Source organism: Paenibacillus tritici (assembly GCF_013204885.1).
GTDB lineage: Bacteria > Bacillota > Bacilli > Paenibacillales > Paenibacillaceae > Paenibacillus_AQ > Paenibacillus_AQ tritici.
This window is the reverse complement of the sequence record NZ_JABMKX010000001.1, coordinates 333,842-348,160: the sequence shown is the minus strand read 5'-3', so window position 1 is coordinate 348,160 and position 14,319 is coordinate 333,842. Positions and strand designations below refer to the sequence as shown.

Here is a 14,319-nt window from a genome sequence, read left to right as displayed (position 1 = left end):
TCTACTCCTTCATGACAGCGTTAATGTACGCTGCCGGATCAGCGAGTACCGCACCGGCCTGCACCACATAGCCGTTCACCAGCTCGGCGCCGATACCCATTAGGATCACGAGAACAAACAGCACGGCAGCCGGTGCCATCATGGCTTTGTAGCGCAGAGGGCGGATTTCTTCTTCGTTCTTCTCGCCTCCCCAGAATACCTGCTGGAACACTTTGATCAGTGAATACAACACGACGAAGCTCGAAGCCAGGGCGATGAGCGCAAGCACGGTATGCTGCTCCCCGAAGCCGCTGCGGACCATCATGACCTTCCCGGCAAAACCGCTAAGCGGAGGGACTCCTACCAGGGCCAGCGTCAGGATGAAGAACATCCAGCCCGTCCACGGATACCGGCGGATTAGACCGCCCATCAGCTTAAGCTGCTCGGTTCCCGAGGCCGCGATAATCAGTCCGCCCAGGAAGAACAGCAGCGCCTTGGCAATCATATCGTGCATCAGGTAGAACACTACCCCGCTCAGCGAGTCCTGAGTTGCGACAGATATGCCGAATGCGATGAATCCCACGCTGATCACAATATTATAGTTGAAGATCCGGCTAAGATCATTGTACGCCAGCGCCCCTATGGCTCCAAGAATCATAGTGGCTCCTGCCATCCAGCCGATCAGTGTATGCGTCAGGCCCATATCATGCACGAAGATCAGCGAGAACGTCCGGGTAATGGCATACAGTCCTACTTTGGTGAGTAAAGCTCCGAACAAGGCCCTTACTGCCTGCGGAGGGGCACTGTACGAATCCGGCAGCCAGAAGAACAGCAGCAGACCGGCTTTGAGCGAGAACACCAGCAGCAGAAGTACGGCAATAACACTCATCACACCGCCCTGCCCGGCCTCCGCTACACGCATGGCGAGATGTGCCATATTCAGTGTCCCGGTTGCTGCGTACAGATAGGCGATTGCGGCTACAAACAAGGTGGAGGAAATGACATTAACCAGTACATATTTGAGTGTCTCACGCAGCTGCACTCTCGTTCCACCGAGTACAATCATGGCGTAGGAGGCCACCAGCAACACCTCGAAACAGACAAACAGGTTGAACAGGTCTCCCGTGAGGAACGAGCCGAACACACCGGTCAGCAGGAAATGGAAGAACGTATAATAGTAGAACCGCTCCCGCTCTTCACCGATGCTGGCGAAGGAAAAGAACAGACAGGCCGCCCCCACCACCGCAGTCGTCAATACGAGCAGCGCCGCAAACATGTCGGCAACGAAGACGATGCCGTAAGGCGGGATCCATCCCCCCATGTACAGTGTTTGAATCCCGCCAGTATTGACCTGGTACATAATCATTAACGCAACTGCTATATTCACCAGTACACTGATTGCACTGATTATACGCTGCAGCTTTATCTTTTCTTTCAGAAAAATCAGAATTACCGCCGTAAAGGCCGGAATCAGCAAAGGCAGCACCAGCAGGTTGTTCATGGTCTCTCCCCCTTGCTTCCTTCCACATCATCCGTACCCGCCGAGCGGTAGGCCCGGTAGGCCAGGACGATGAAGAACGCGGATACCCCAAAGCTGATTACAATCGAAGTAAGGATAAGCGCCTGCGGCAGCGGATCGGCATAGCTGTCCGCGTTCTCCCCAAGCAGAGGGGAAGCGCCTGTCTTCAGTCCCGCCATGGTCAGCAGCAGCAGATGAACGCCGTGAGCCAGCAGCGTGGTTCCCAGCAGGATGCGGAGCAGGCTTTTGGACAGGACCAGATATGCACCTACGGTGAACAAGACGCCGATCGCCAGGGCAATAAGGATCTCCATCAGTTATCCCTCCCGACCGTAAAGATGATATTCATAGTGACACCGATGACCGAGAGGTATACGCCCAGATCGAACAGCATCGCCGTAGTTAACTCTGTCTTGCCCATGACCGGCAATTCGAAATAGCCGAAGGCTTGGGTCAGGAACGGAGCATCGAATACAAAGGAACCCATGCCTGTGAGAAAAGCAATAGAGATTCCGACGGCTATTAACTTACGATAATCGACAGGCAGCACCTTCTCAACGAACTCCGTACCAAAGGCAATGGCAATCAGCACGAGTGCCGCCGCCGCCATCAGCGCTCCGATGAAGCCGCCTCCCGGCTGGTTATGACCGGCAAAGAACAAGTACAGGGAGAAGGTAATGATAATCACGAAGGCCACTTTGGCGACCGCCTTCAGCAGCACATCATTGCTGCGGGCATAGCGTTGCGGGTTGTCCACAGGTTTGCTTCTGATCAGAACAGACGATTTGTCCTGGTCAAGCTGTAGCTTGATCATGGAATAGATAGCCAGTGAAGCCAGACCCAGCACGGTGATTTCAAACATGGTATCGAAGCCGCGGAAGTCAACCAGCAGCACATTGACCATGTTTTTGCCGCCGCCCAGCTTGTAGCTGTTCTCCACATAGTAGCTTGAGATCGACTCGAACGGACTGCTGCCAAGCGCAGCCAGGGCAACCAGTGTCATCGTAGCGCCGAATCCTACGGCAATGATCAGCTTGGGTACCTTCAGCCGGAACCGGACCTTCTCCCGCTCAAGCTTCGGCAAATGCCGGAAGCAGAGCAGGAATAACGTGACCGACACCACTTCAACGATCATCTGTGTCAGTGCCAGATCGGGGGCGCGGAACAGGATGAAGAGCAAGGTCACCATATACCCGACCATCCCCGTCAGCAGAATCGCCGAGACTCTAGACTTCGCGAACGGAACGGCGAGCGCACCAGTCAGCATGACCAGCACTGCAACGACTTCGAAGAAGGTGACCGGAGCATACTGCCCCTGGCCGAACGTAATGCCTTCCGTATACAGCATGGAGCCGCCAACCGTTACAATAATCAAGGTGAAAATGTACATTAGATAATGACGCATGGAACCTGTCATATATAGCCCTGTGATTGCACGTGACGCCTGCTCAACAAGACGGATACTTCCGTCATATACCTGTGTCAGCGTATATCCGCTGCGCCATTCTTTCTCAACAAGGCTGAACCTGCCATATACACGGTATACAATAATCCCCAGAATGATCACGCCCAGAGTCATCCAGACCTCGGTTGTGAATCCATGCCAGAAATGAATATTCACCTCAAAAGGTGCGGTTGCTGCAAGCTGCGGATGAATGGCATTCATCCCCGGCACGATCAGTGTCTTCGACAGCATGTTCGGGAACAATCCGGTGACAACAGCCAGCAGCGCCAGGAGAACTGGTGGAAGCAGAAGGCCGAACGGCGCTTCATGCGGTTTTTTGTCCAGCTTCTCCGGCTGATATTTGCCAAAAAAGGTATGGAAGACCATAATCATGCTGTATGCAAAGGTAAATATGCTTGCAATCCACGCCAGAACCGGGAAGATTGTGAAAAAAGACCCGGGGCTGAAGATATCCAGCTGTCTGATATTCAGCACAGCCGTGAAGAACATTTCCTTGCTCAGGAATCCGGCAAACGGGGGAAGCCCCGCCATCGAGAAGCTGCCAATCAGCGCCAGCGTAAAGGTTACCGGCATCAGAGACACCAGTCCCCCGAGCTTGCGCAGATCACGTGTATTCGTCTCATGGTCGACAATTCCGACCACCATGAAGAGCGAACCTTTGAATATGGCATGATTAATTAAATGAAATAGTGCTGCCGTTGTTGCGGCGGTATAGAATACAGCCTCTTCCCCTGTATAGAAGGACGCGGCAGATCCCATTCCCAGTAGTCCCATAATCAGTCCAAGCTGACTGATTGTAGAATAGGCTAACAGAGCCTTCAGGTCCGTCTGCTTCATCGCCTGGATCGATCCATAGATCAAGGTGATCAGGCCGACACCCGACACAATCCAAAACCACTCATGTTGCCCCGCGAACACCGGGCTGAAACGTGCTACCAAATATAAACCGGCTTTGACCATAGTTGCCGAGTGCAGATACGCACTGACCGGAGTCGGCGCTTCCATTGCATCAGGCAGCCAGATGTGGAAGGGGAACTGGGCCGATTTGGTGAAGGCACCCAGCAGAATCAACAGCATTGCAGGAATGAACAGCGTCTGTCCGCTGATGTCGCCGACCTGGCTCCAGATCTCGCGGATACTGAACGTTCCCGTAATCACATACAGCATTAAGAAGCCTGCGAACATTGCCAGACCGCCGAAGACGGTAATCAGCATTGACTTTTGTGCGCCATAGCGTGATTTCTGTCTCCGGTGCCAGTAGGCAATCAGAAGGAACGACGAGACACTCGTGAGCTCCCAGAATCCGTATAACACCATGAGATTATCGGACAGCACGACTCCAAGCATCGCCCCCATGAATAACAGAAGATATACATAGAACGGCGTCAGCTCTTCCTTGCGTTTATCCAGATAAAAGATGGAATAGATAAAGACCAGGGTGCCCATTCCCGTAATTAATAAGGCAAACAGCAAACTTAATCCATCCAGGTGGAAGACCAGATCAATACCAAGGGAAGGAATCCAAGACAAGGTCTCATATCCGAGATCCCCTCCCTTGATGACTGGAATCCGGGTCAAGAAATATATGAATAACGCCAGCGGTGCGGCTAATACAAGCCATCCTCTATGGAGCTTTCGCATCCTCCCGCGCAGAAGCGCTATCATCAGGGCCAGGAGAAACGGAACTAGAACGGTTATATGCAGCAAAGGCAAGCCTCCTTTTCCATTTTACAATTTGGGTTGTGAACGCTGGTACTTACTTCCTGAAGACAAGAGCCGGTTATAATGGCTCGGTCAACGTTCCTTCACAGATATGCAAATATCTCGCTTTACCATCTTGCTCAATTCTGAACAAGCCATTCTCAAATTCTGTGTGCAATTCATGAAAAAATTTGCCTTTGATGTAATCGTTGCCTTCCGGCTCATCGCTGAGCTGGTACACGCCCTCATTCTTCACCAGATAAGAGATTACCCCTTCTTCATGGGTCTCTTCGAGGCCGGCGCGCATACGCTGAACTGCAACGACATGCAGATCCATCATCTTCATCTTGCTGATCAGCTCATTGACGAAGTTGCGTTTGGTCAGCTCCTGCCACAAGGTCTGGGCGGATTGGCCAATAATGATCTGAGTGACCTCTTTCTCTTCTGCTGCTTCAACAATCACATCCGTTGTCTTGCGGCCCCGGCGTTTGCGGACCATAAATTCTGCTCCGGCTTCCTCCGCCAGACGCTTCCAGACAGCCATATACATTTCTTTGCTATGATTATATTCATCGCTGTCTGAACTATCCACATTAAGCACATAGAGCGGTGCCCCAAGCATCTCAGACAGCTCGACACCACGCCGGATTAGACGCTCCCCATGCGGCCCATAATGAACACATACCAAAATCTTTTCCTTGTGAATGACTTTCGCCCTCCTGTTAACATGGGTGAAAATACAAAAGGAGCCTAATGGCGTTAGGCCCCTCTTTGTTGTTTCAAACCCTGAAATATACTTAAATTATACCTATTCCGATGCTGTTTGTAAAGTTTACGGACAAGCGTTAGGCGAACTGCAGCTTCTGCTCCAGGCGTCCGCCAGGTTCAATCCATAACCGCGGCGGTGAAGATCAGCACCCTTTTGGGGAGAGAAGATCATGATTGCCATTCACACCCAGCACCGTCCCGAATGTATTGCGGAAGGCCCTCCACACCGGGAGCGGGTCGCCGTTCGAACCTCTTACAGCAGTATCCCCATATAAATCACCGCATAAACAGACCAGCACCTTATCAGGATGTACTCCAGGCAGATGGATCTATAGCAGGCCTTCCAGCGTTGCAGGCAGCATCTCACCCACTAGCAGGTCCCCATATTCACCGTTATCATGAAGTCCTTGAAGGTCCGATGCCACAATCAGCGCCTCCACCTCCACCGGCAGCCCCAGAATCTCCCCCCGGTATACAGGGAGCCCTTCATATACAATCCCTTGACTGCCGCGGGCCGCACTGACGTGAGGGACCACTTCCAATGGCTCCTCAGCAATCGTGACAACCTTAATCCGTTCTCTGCCTGCCTTGCTCCTCTTCATTCCGTACCTTCACTTCTTGCTGCCTGCCAGGCCTCCAGGATAGAGACCGGCGCTTTGCTGCTCTGTGAACCGCTGCCTTCTTCCGTCCACAGCGGGGGATAATAACCCATGACCTGACCCGGCTCCAGCTCCTTCACCCTCTCTTCCCAGCCCTCCCAGCGGAACGTCTGGTAGAACAGATCAAGGTCCCCTTCCGCCAGCCAGCCGATGAAGCCCGAATAGGTCAACCCGGTCGCCTCCCACTTCAGGGCATCCGGCGCATAATAATAGATATGCCCGCTCTGCCCGAACCTGCCCGTATCCAGACCAAAAAAACCGCCAGCCGCATCATAAGCCACAATCAGCATCCCTGGCATGGAAGGAATATCCTCCTCAGCGGACAGGCCGTTCCAGGAAGTCAGACTTCCGTAGATCCCGTCGGCCCCGGCACCAAGCAGTGTAATCCAGCCATGCTCAAACACGATCCCGCCGGTCTCGTAAGCAATGGCCCCCAGATAAGACTTCGTGCTTACCTGAAGACGGACCAGCGTCTGCCCTGCCGCTTCCGGCCGCGCAGCTTCCAGCCGGTATACGCGTCTCCCTTGACTCAGCAGCTCCCTGATCTCCTCCCAGGCGTGATTCTCCACATCCACCAATTCTGCTACAGATAATAAGTTCATTGATTAACGCCTCACTCTCATTGTGACAAACCTTATATAACCCTATCTACCCATTTTGGAGGAGACTATAATCGGCAATCAGGACAAGAATAGTCTCCATTTCATGAAGAAAACTGGCACAGCATGTTAGCTTCATAGAATTTCTTAATGACTATGCCAAAAATAATTGATTGGCAAATTGATGTAAGGTTTTATAGAATTCTTTTAAATTAAAAATAATTTACGGGGTTGCCCGAATCTACAATCAGACAGGAAGTGCTGCTAAAGTGTTCACCGTTCCTTCAACACCTTCAGAAGTATCAAATGAGGCCGTGCAGTACGTGCAACGGATCTACGCAGAGGTCCAGAAGCGCGACCCGCAAGAGCCCGAATTCCATCAGGCCGTCCTGGAGTTCCTCGATAGTCTGGTCCCCGTGTTGACCCGGCATCCGCAATATATGAAGCATGGCATACTCGAACGGCTGGTTGAACCTGAGCGCACGATCTCTTTCCGCGTACCTTGGGTGGACGATTCCGGCACAACCCGGGTCAACCGCGGCTTCCGTGTCCAATACAGCAGCGCGATCGGTCCCTACAAAGGGGGACTTCGCTTCCATCCTTCCGTATATCAGGGCATCATCAAGTTCCTGGGCTTCGAGCAGATTTTCAAAAATGCGCTGACCGGCCTGCCCATGGGCGGCGGCAAAGGCGGCAGCGATTTCGATCCCAAGGATAAGTCGGATCAGGAGGTTATGCGGTTCACCCAGAGCTTCATGACCGAATTGTACCGCCACATTGGACAGGATACAGACGTTCCTGCTGGAGATATCGGTGTAGGCGCACGCGAGATCGGTTATATGTTCGGGCAATACAAACGGATTCACGGAGGACATGCAGCCGGGGTTCTCACCGGAAAAGGGCTGCTGTACGGCGGCAGTCTGGCACGTAAGGAAGCTACCGGTTATGGCTGTGTATACTTCGTGCAGGAAATGCTGTCCGCATCGCGCGGAGCAAGCTTCAAGGATAGCAAGGTGGTCATCTCGGGTTCCGGGAATGTCTCTATCTATGCGATTGAGAAGGCGCAGCAGCTCGGAGCCCTTGTTATCGCTTGTAGTGATTCCAATGGTTACATTCATGACCCGCGAGGCATCAATCTGGCGACGGTCAAAAGACTGAAGGAAACCGAACGCCTGCGCATCAGCGAATATGTGAAGGAACACTCGCATGCCGAGTATGTCGAGGGCTGCAGCGGAATCTGGAATCTGCCGTGCGATATCGCCCTGCCATGTGCCACCCAGAACGAGCTGGATCTGGAATCCGCCCGGACACTGATCCTGAACGGAGTTCAAGCCATCGGTGAAGGAGCGAATATGCCGACCACGATCGAAGCGGTTGAGCTATTCCTGGAGAACCAAGTCCTGTTTGCACCGGCCAAGGCTGCGAACGCAGGCGGCGTAGCCGTCTCGGGCCTGGAAATGAGCCAGAACAGCATGAGATTGTCCTGGACCTTCGAAGAGGTCGACGAGAAGCTGCAGGTCATTATGAAAAACATCTACCTCAGAACCGTACAGGCAGCAGAGGAATACGGCGTCGCCGGCAATCTGGTTGCCGGAGCTAACATCGCCGGCTTCCTGAAGGTTGCCGATACGATGCTGGCGCAGGGTATTGTGTAACCTGCATTTGATACTTAAAGAGGTGTCCCGTAAGCCTAGCGGCTGGGGACACCTCTTTTTGGGTTATAAGGTAGATTGACTCATTTGGTGCGCGTCCGGTGAGTTCAGGTGCATTAATGCTCCTTATTGGCTCAATTGGCGAGCGTTTGGTGAATTGAGGTGCACTAATGCTCCTCCTTGGCTCAATTGGTCTGCGTCCAGTAATTTGAGGTGCACTAGTGCTCCTCCTTGGCTCATTTGGTGGGCGTCCGGTAATTTGAGGTGCACTAGTGCCCCTTATTGGCTCAGTTGGCGGGCGTCCAGTAATTTGAGGTGCATTAATGCTCCTTATTGGCTCAGTTGGCGTGTGTTCGGTGAATTCAAGTGCACTAGTGCTCCTCCTTGGCTCAATTGGCGGGCGTCCGGTAAATTCAGGTGTACTAATGCTCCTTATTGGCCCAGTTGGTGCGCATCCAGTAATTTGAGGTGCACTAGTGCTCCTAACTAATCTCCTTCAGCCACACTCAGCCACATCAAAGGGATTTATCCCCTTCATTTCCTCGTCCAGCCAATTTCCAGCTCCATCAGAGGGATTTATCCCTTTCATTTCCCCTTCCAGCCAACTTCCAGCTCAATCAGAGGGATTTATCCCCTTCATTTCCCCATCCAGCCAACTTCCAGCTCAATCAGAGGGATTTATCCCTTTCATTTCCCCTTCCAGCCAACTTCCAGCTCAATCAGAGGGATTTATCCCTTTCATTTCCTCATCCAGCCAACTTTCAGCTCAATCAGAGGGATTTATCCCTTTGATCTTGCTCTCCCCATCAGCGGGCAGCTCTTTCCAAGCTGCCCGCGGCTCCAGCCTACAGTTGCCCGCCACTCCGGCCTACAACAGCTCGCGGCGCAGAGTTTCTGCCGATTTCGGGGACAGGTGGCCGAGCGGAATATCAAATACGGTCTTGGCACCCTGATGGCCTTCTTGCTTCAGACGAACGGCTGCGCGGGCATAGGCCACCAGCACGCTGGCTGTGAATTCGGGATTGCTGTCCAGCTTCAGCCCGAATTCGGCAATCTGCTTGCTTCCGCCCCCGGTGATTCCGCTGCGGATGACGAAGCCGCCGTGCGGCATCCCGGAGTGCTCGGCGGCGAGTACTTCTTCCGACACGAACTGGACGGTTGTATCATAATCGGCGAAATAATTCGGCATCTCAACAATGCTCCGGGTAATCGCATCGCGATCTGCCCCTTCTTCTGCCACCACATAACATTCCCGGCGGTGCTTCTCACGGGTAGACAGCTGCGGCGTCTCGCCGCCACGGATACTGTCAATCACCTCCTGGACAGGCACGGTATATTGAACACCAGCCTTCACGCCGGGAACGCGGCGGATCGCATCCGAATGCCCTTGGCTGACCCCGGTGCCCCAGAACGTATAATCCTCACCTTCCGGCAGGATGGACTGCATCAGCAGACGGTTCATGGAGAACATTCCCGGGTCCCAGCCCGTTGAGATTACACTAACCGTGCCGCCCTCCTGCGCCGACTTGTCCACCACTGTGAAGAATTCCGGGATTTTGGCATGCGTGTCGAAGCTGTCAACGGTGTTGAACATCCGGGCCAGCTGCGGCGTCTGCTCCGGCAGATCTGTCGCGGAACCACCGCACAGAATCATCACATCAATTTTGCCTATGTACTGCTCGGCAGCTGAGATATGCTCTGTGACTGTTCCTGTGATGTCCGCCAGCTGCTGCGGGTCTCTGCGGGTAAATATGGCGCTCAGCTCCATATCCGGATTCTGGGCAATCGCCTGCTGCACCCCTTTGCCCAAATTTCCGTATCCGACGATCCCTATTCTAATAGTTGAAGTCATGTCTGATATTATCCTCCCTTGCCGGTTAACCCGGAGATATGAATCCTTTTAAATTATAAGTATATCTACATTACACGAAATGTAAATATTCAAGTTGCCGGGCCGCCTAATATTTCCCTGCACGCGGTCTCTTCACCGCTCCCTATTCACAACATAATTCATTAAATGCTTCAGAAAAGTAATATTGCGCGGAATCTCACGTAGTGCCTCTGCCGCCTTACAATAGTGCTCCCACATCTCTTTACTGGCCCCCTCTTGTCCGAGAATGGAGACGAAGTTGGAATTATTGTTCACCGCATCGTTGCCCACCGGTTTGCCAAGGATCGACGTATCCCCTTCCACATCCAGCAGATCATCCTTAATCTGAAAAGCAATTCCCATATGATAGGCAATTCTTTTGAGCACATTGATTTCCGTCTCACTGACCTCAGCAAGCATAGCCGGCATGACCAGACAGGCCTCAAAGGCCACACCAGTTTTATAAAAGCATACCGCATTCAGCTGCTCCAGCGTCAGTATTTTGCCCTTGGCATCCAAATCCATCGCCTGGCCCATACACATCTCCTCTGCCTTGCGGGCTGAATAACGGATCAGGGCAAGCACCGTCTCTGCCCTGAACCGGTCAAGCGAGGCTTGTTCTCCAATCGCCCTCTGGATCAGATAGAGACCCGTTAATTCAGCAACGGCACTGTTATGAAGCTGGTGCAGGGTGACGCGTCCTCTGCGGGTTGAAGCATTATCCTGGGAAGGCAGATCATCGAAGATCAGGGAAGCGGTATGCATATACTCGAGCGAACGGAGCAGCGGAACAATAGCCTCTGCGGCTAACCCGTATTCCTTCACGCCCATCACCCAAGTAAGAATCGGACGCACCCTCTTCCCGTCTCCCTCCAGGCTATAATTGGCCGCCTCCATCAGCTGTTCCTTCATGGCCGGAAGTCCCTGCGGCTTGGTGAAGGGCAGTTCGCTGTTAATCAGCTTGCGGACATTTGTGAAGGTATCGAAGAATTCCTGCTGCTCTCCGGCATCCTTCTTCAGATGCTCAATCATCTGGTCCCGCAGCAGCTTATCGAAAAAGTCCACCTCTTCCGCTTTGCGTACCATAGTCTGAATGAGCCTGTTAAACTCCGGGTTACCGGCAGCAAAAATCCCCATCGTCTCCTTGTACTTATCCGCTCCCACCCGTTCCTTGTAACGCCTCAGCCCATTGATTGCCCGGTCCAGAATGACCTCACGGGCCTTGGCACCCGAGTGGTAGACATGGTGGAGCAGATGGGAGATCACCGCCCAGTATAATTCAAAAGGATTCATCAAATCCGGGCGCTGTTTATGATATTTCAGATAATAGGTATAAGGCGTTACAGCTCCATCCATCATATCCTGGGTCATATCCGCGAAATCGTCGGCCAGCTGGTTGTAGAGGCCAAAAAAGAAGGTCCGTTCTTCAAACCCCTCATCTTCAGGCGCACTAGTCACAGAGCGGGCAATCAGCCGGGAGGACGATGATTTCAATATGACCGGGATGTACAATTCTTCATTGGTGTAATCCGTACGCGTAAGCACCTTGACACGGTCTATATCCTGAGCCTCAAAGAAGACCAGCGACTGCTCGAAAAAAAGCTGCTGGTTCTCCGGCCGCTGCTGCTGCTTAATATACGTAAAAGCCTCCGAAAGCTCGGAATGGATATAGGCGATCAGCTCCATATTCTCTCCCGTCCAGCCGCCCAGCTCAGGCACAGCTCCGGTCAGCAGCGCTGAACGGATCAGCTCCGAGTATTGCACCTTTTCCTGAGCCGTCAGAATCTGTGAATCCAGCAGATCATCGACGAAAGGATAGGTAAGCCCATAGGAGTAGCCCAGCCTGACCGCTTCATCCAGTCTCCGGGAACGTTCCGCAGGCGCTACATTGCCGTCCAGCTCTTCGATCACATGCAGAATAACGCCAACGATAATCTTAATCAGCTTACGCTGGGCATGCTCTGCGTTCATTCCCTCCGGAATATGGGCAGCTACGGATCTTAATTTTGCGAATACCCAGATCACCGCAGCTTCTATTCCCTCCTTCTGGGCCCAGCGGTACACTCCGGCCAGGTTCATGAAGTCCGGCTCTTCTCCCTCACCTGAGCGGGCTGACTTCAGCAGGTATCTGTTCAGATCAGCAACAGCTCTCTTTATCCTCTCCTGCGTGTCCAGAGAATCCAGTGCCTTCCCCAGATCTCTCATATAAATGTAAGAGACACTCCGGTCCAGATAATTATCCAGTTTACCTGTGTAATTCAGCCACCTGATATACCGGTAGTAATCCTTAGTATCCGGTTTTTTCTTCCATAGGGACTGCAGGGACAGGCCGGAGAACGGCGGCAGATGCGTCTTTTTCCACTCATGGATATCTGCCGTCAGCGCTGCCACGTAAGCCCTGCTCTCCATCTGACCTTGAAGCGAAGCCAGATAACGGGCTGCCTTCTGCTCTGCCAGCCGATAACCTGTATGGGGATGATCTCTAACGATTTCATTCATAGGCTGCACAACCTTAGCTTCATAATGGTCTATCCTGTTGTAATTCCGTCTTGGAGCAAATCGAGTCAAGCTTGTTATCCTTATACGATTAACCGCAGGCATGGTTACGGAATCTTATTCATCACATCTATCCCCGGCATTCGCCCAATCCCTAGACTAATACCCTGCATACTATATGAGGTCCTAGTGATACCATGCAGTTAATTATTAGCTCAGAAGGAGCTGGAACGAGTGAACTCAGGCACGAAGCTTACCGGACGGGTAGTTTTTAAAGGTGATCCGGGTTATGACACGGCGCGTAAAAATTGGGACCCCCATACCGACAGGTTCCCGAAGGTTTTTGTCTTCGCACAGAAGACACAGGATGTGGCCAATGCCGTCAAATGGGCCAACGAGCGGCATATTCCCATCCGGCCCAGGGGCGGCAGACATGCGCTGGAGGTTAATCTCTCCCAAGTCAACGGAGGCATTGTTATTGATGTAAGTGAAATGAAGAGCATTAAGCTGAGCAAAAAAACAAAAACAGCTGTCGTCGGAGCCGGAAATACTGTAGGACGGATTGCACATACGCTTGCCCGGCAGGGATACATGTCTCCATTCGGGGACAGCCCGACCGTCGGCATCGGGGGCATTACATTAGGCGGGGGGATCGGACCGCTCCAGCGGACGGTAGGACTGGTCAGCGATAATCTGATTGAACTCGAAATGGTGGATGCCAAAGGGCGGATTATTGTCGCCAATAAGAACAGCAACGCCGATCTGCTGTGGGCTTCCCGCGGAGGCGGCGGAGGGAACTTCGGAGTCTGCACCCGTTATACATTCAAGGTGCGCTCTGCCCCGGCCACAGCTACCGTCTTTCAGATCACCTGGCCCTGGCATCAGTTCGAGAGGGTCTTCAAGGCCTGGCAGCGCTGGGCGCCTTCTGTCAATACCAGACTGGGCAGCGAATTATCCATCGGGCCCAAGAAGGGCGGCAATGTCAGTATGCTGGGCGTGTTCCTCGGGTCCAAAGCGGAGACCATCCGCCTCTTGAAGCCTGTGACGGGCGTAGGAACACCTACGAAGCAAACGATCCGGTCCTTGCCTTATCCCAAAGCAGTAAGCTTCCTGCTTGCTCCCGATCCGGTGCAGACCCAAAGAGTCAGCAACCAGTTCTCCAGCGGTTTTGGCAGAAAACCTTTTCCGGATAAGGCCATCAAAGCCATGCGGGAGTTCCTGGAGACCGTCGAGGGGCAGTCCGCCGGGTTCTTTTTCCTCAACTGGGGCGGTGCGGTAAGCCGGGTATCTCCTAAATCCACCGCCTTCTACTGGCGTAAGGCCAAATTCTATGTGGAGTGGAACAGCTCGTGGATCAAGAAATCGGCAGCGGCCAAAAATATATTCTATGTGCGCAATACCCGCCGCAAGCTGAAGCCCTTTATCGTAGGCAGCTATATCAATGTTCCAGACCAGGGCATCAAAAATTCCGGCCCCGTCTATTATGGAACCAACTATGCCCGGTTACGCAGAGTCAAGGCTAAATATGATCCCGGAAATGTGTTCAATAATCCGCAGAGTATTCCTCCGGCCCGCGTAAAAGGCTGAGCTTTGAGCCTGAAATTCAGCTAC

10 protein-coding genes are annotated in these 14,319 nt (G+C 52.8%); 2 read left to right on the top strand and 8 right to left on the bottom strand.

The genetic code is table 11. The annotated features are described in order from the left end of the window. Position 1: 1 nt before the first annotated feature. The 6 genes from HQN87_RS01620 to HQN87_RS01595 form a co-directional block, all read right to left on the bottom strand. Positions 2-1,480, bottom strand: coding sequence for a Na+/H+ antiporter subunit D (locus tag HQN87_RS01620; RefSeq protein ID WP_173126710.1), 1,479 nt, complete (start codon positions 1,478-1,480; stop codon positions 2-4). Then, entirely contained in the window at positions 1,477-1,812 is a 336-nt protein-coding gene (locus tag HQN87_RS01615) for a Na(+)/H(+) antiporter subunit C (RefSeq protein WP_173126708.1), read from the bottom strand. Before HQN87_RS01615 ends, HQN87_RS01620 begins: the two co-directional genes overlap by 4 nt. After that, entirely contained in the window at positions 1,812-4,676 is a 2,865-nt protein-coding gene (locus HQN87_RS01610) for a Na+/H+ antiporter subunit A (protein ID WP_173126705.1), read from the bottom strand. Before HQN87_RS01610 ends, HQN87_RS01615 begins: the two co-directional genes overlap by 1 nt. 67 nt (positions 4,677-4,743) lie before the next feature. After that, positions 4,744-5,352 carry a universal stress protein gene (locus HQN87_RS01605; RefSeq protein WP_216857095.1) on the bottom strand — a complete coding sequence of 203 codons (609 nt, stop codon included), beginning with the start codon at positions 5,350-5,352 and terminating at the stop codon, positions 4,744-4,746. Positions 5,353-5,761: 409 nt separating this feature from the next. Next, complete coding sequence (locus HQN87_RS01600) at positions 5,762-6,034, bottom strand: hypothetical protein (RefSeq protein ID WP_173126703.1); 273 nt, start codon at positions 6,032-6,034, stop codon at positions 5,762-5,764. Beyond that, the gene (locus HQN87_RS01595; RefSeq protein ID WP_173126702.1) at positions 6,031-6,693 is read right to left on the bottom strand and encodes a DUF2625 family protein; all 663 of its coding nucleotides are present in this window, start codon (positions 6,691-6,693) and stop codon (positions 6,031-6,033) included. Before HQN87_RS01595 ends, HQN87_RS01600 begins: the two co-directional genes overlap by 4 nt. Before the next feature lie 311 nt (positions 6,694-7,004). On the opposite strand from HQN87_RS01595, the gene gdhA reads away from it, so the two are divergent. After that, the gene (gene gdhA / locus HQN87_RS01590; RefSeq protein WP_436836447.1) at positions 7,005-8,345 is read left to right on the top strand and encodes an NADP-specific glutamate dehydrogenase; all 1,341 of its coding nucleotides are present in this window, start codon (positions 7,005-7,007) and stop codon (positions 8,343-8,345) included. Positions 8,346-9,210: 865 nt separating this feature from the next. On the opposite strand, the gene HQN87_RS01585 is transcribed toward gdhA, so the two are convergent. Together HQN87_RS01585 and HQN87_RS01580 are read right to left on the bottom strand one after the other, a co-directional pair. Continuing rightward, complete coding sequence (locus tag HQN87_RS01585; RefSeq protein ID WP_173126700.1) at positions 9,211-10,194, bottom strand: diaminopimelate dehydrogenase; 984 nt, start codon at positions 10,192-10,194, stop codon at positions 9,211-9,213. A 132-nt stretch (positions 10,195-10,326) separates the two neighbouring features. Beyond that, positions 10,327-12,720 carry a polyprenyl synthetase family protein gene (locus HQN87_RS01580; RefSeq protein ID WP_436836451.1) on the bottom strand — a complete coding sequence of 798 codons (2,394 nt, stop codon included), beginning with the start codon at positions 12,718-12,720 and terminating at the stop codon, positions 10,327-10,329. 222 nt (positions 12,721-12,942) lie between these two features. Here HQN87_RS01580 and HQN87_RS01575 point away from each other — a divergent pair, with 222 nt between their 5' ends. Further along, entirely contained in the window at positions 12,943-14,295 is a 1,353-nt protein-coding gene (locus HQN87_RS01575; protein WP_173126698.1) for an FAD-binding oxidoreductase, read from the top strand. Positions 14,296-14,319: the final 24 nt, after the last annotated feature.

Coding starts and splice junctions, on each gene's coding strand:
- HQN87_RS01600 (WP_173126703.1), bottom strand. CDS start 6,034: ATGAAGAGGAGCAAGGCAGGCAGAGAACGGATTAAGGTTGTCACGATT.
- HQN87_RS01620 (WP_173126710.1), bottom strand. CDS start 1,480: ATGAACAACCTGCTGGTGCTGCCTTTGCTGATTCCGGCCTTTACGGCG.
- HQN87_RS01615 (WP_173126708.1), bottom strand. CDS start 1,812: ATGGAGATCCTTATTGCCCTGGCGATCGGCGTCTTGTTCACCGTAGGT.
- HQN87_RS01585 (WP_173126700.1), bottom strand. CDS start 10,194: ATGACTTCAACTATTAGAATAGGGATCGTCGGATACGGAAATTTGGGC.
- HQN87_RS01595 (WP_173126702.1), bottom strand. CDS start 6,693: ATGAACTTATTATCTGTAGCAGAATTGGTGGATGTGGAGAATCACGCC.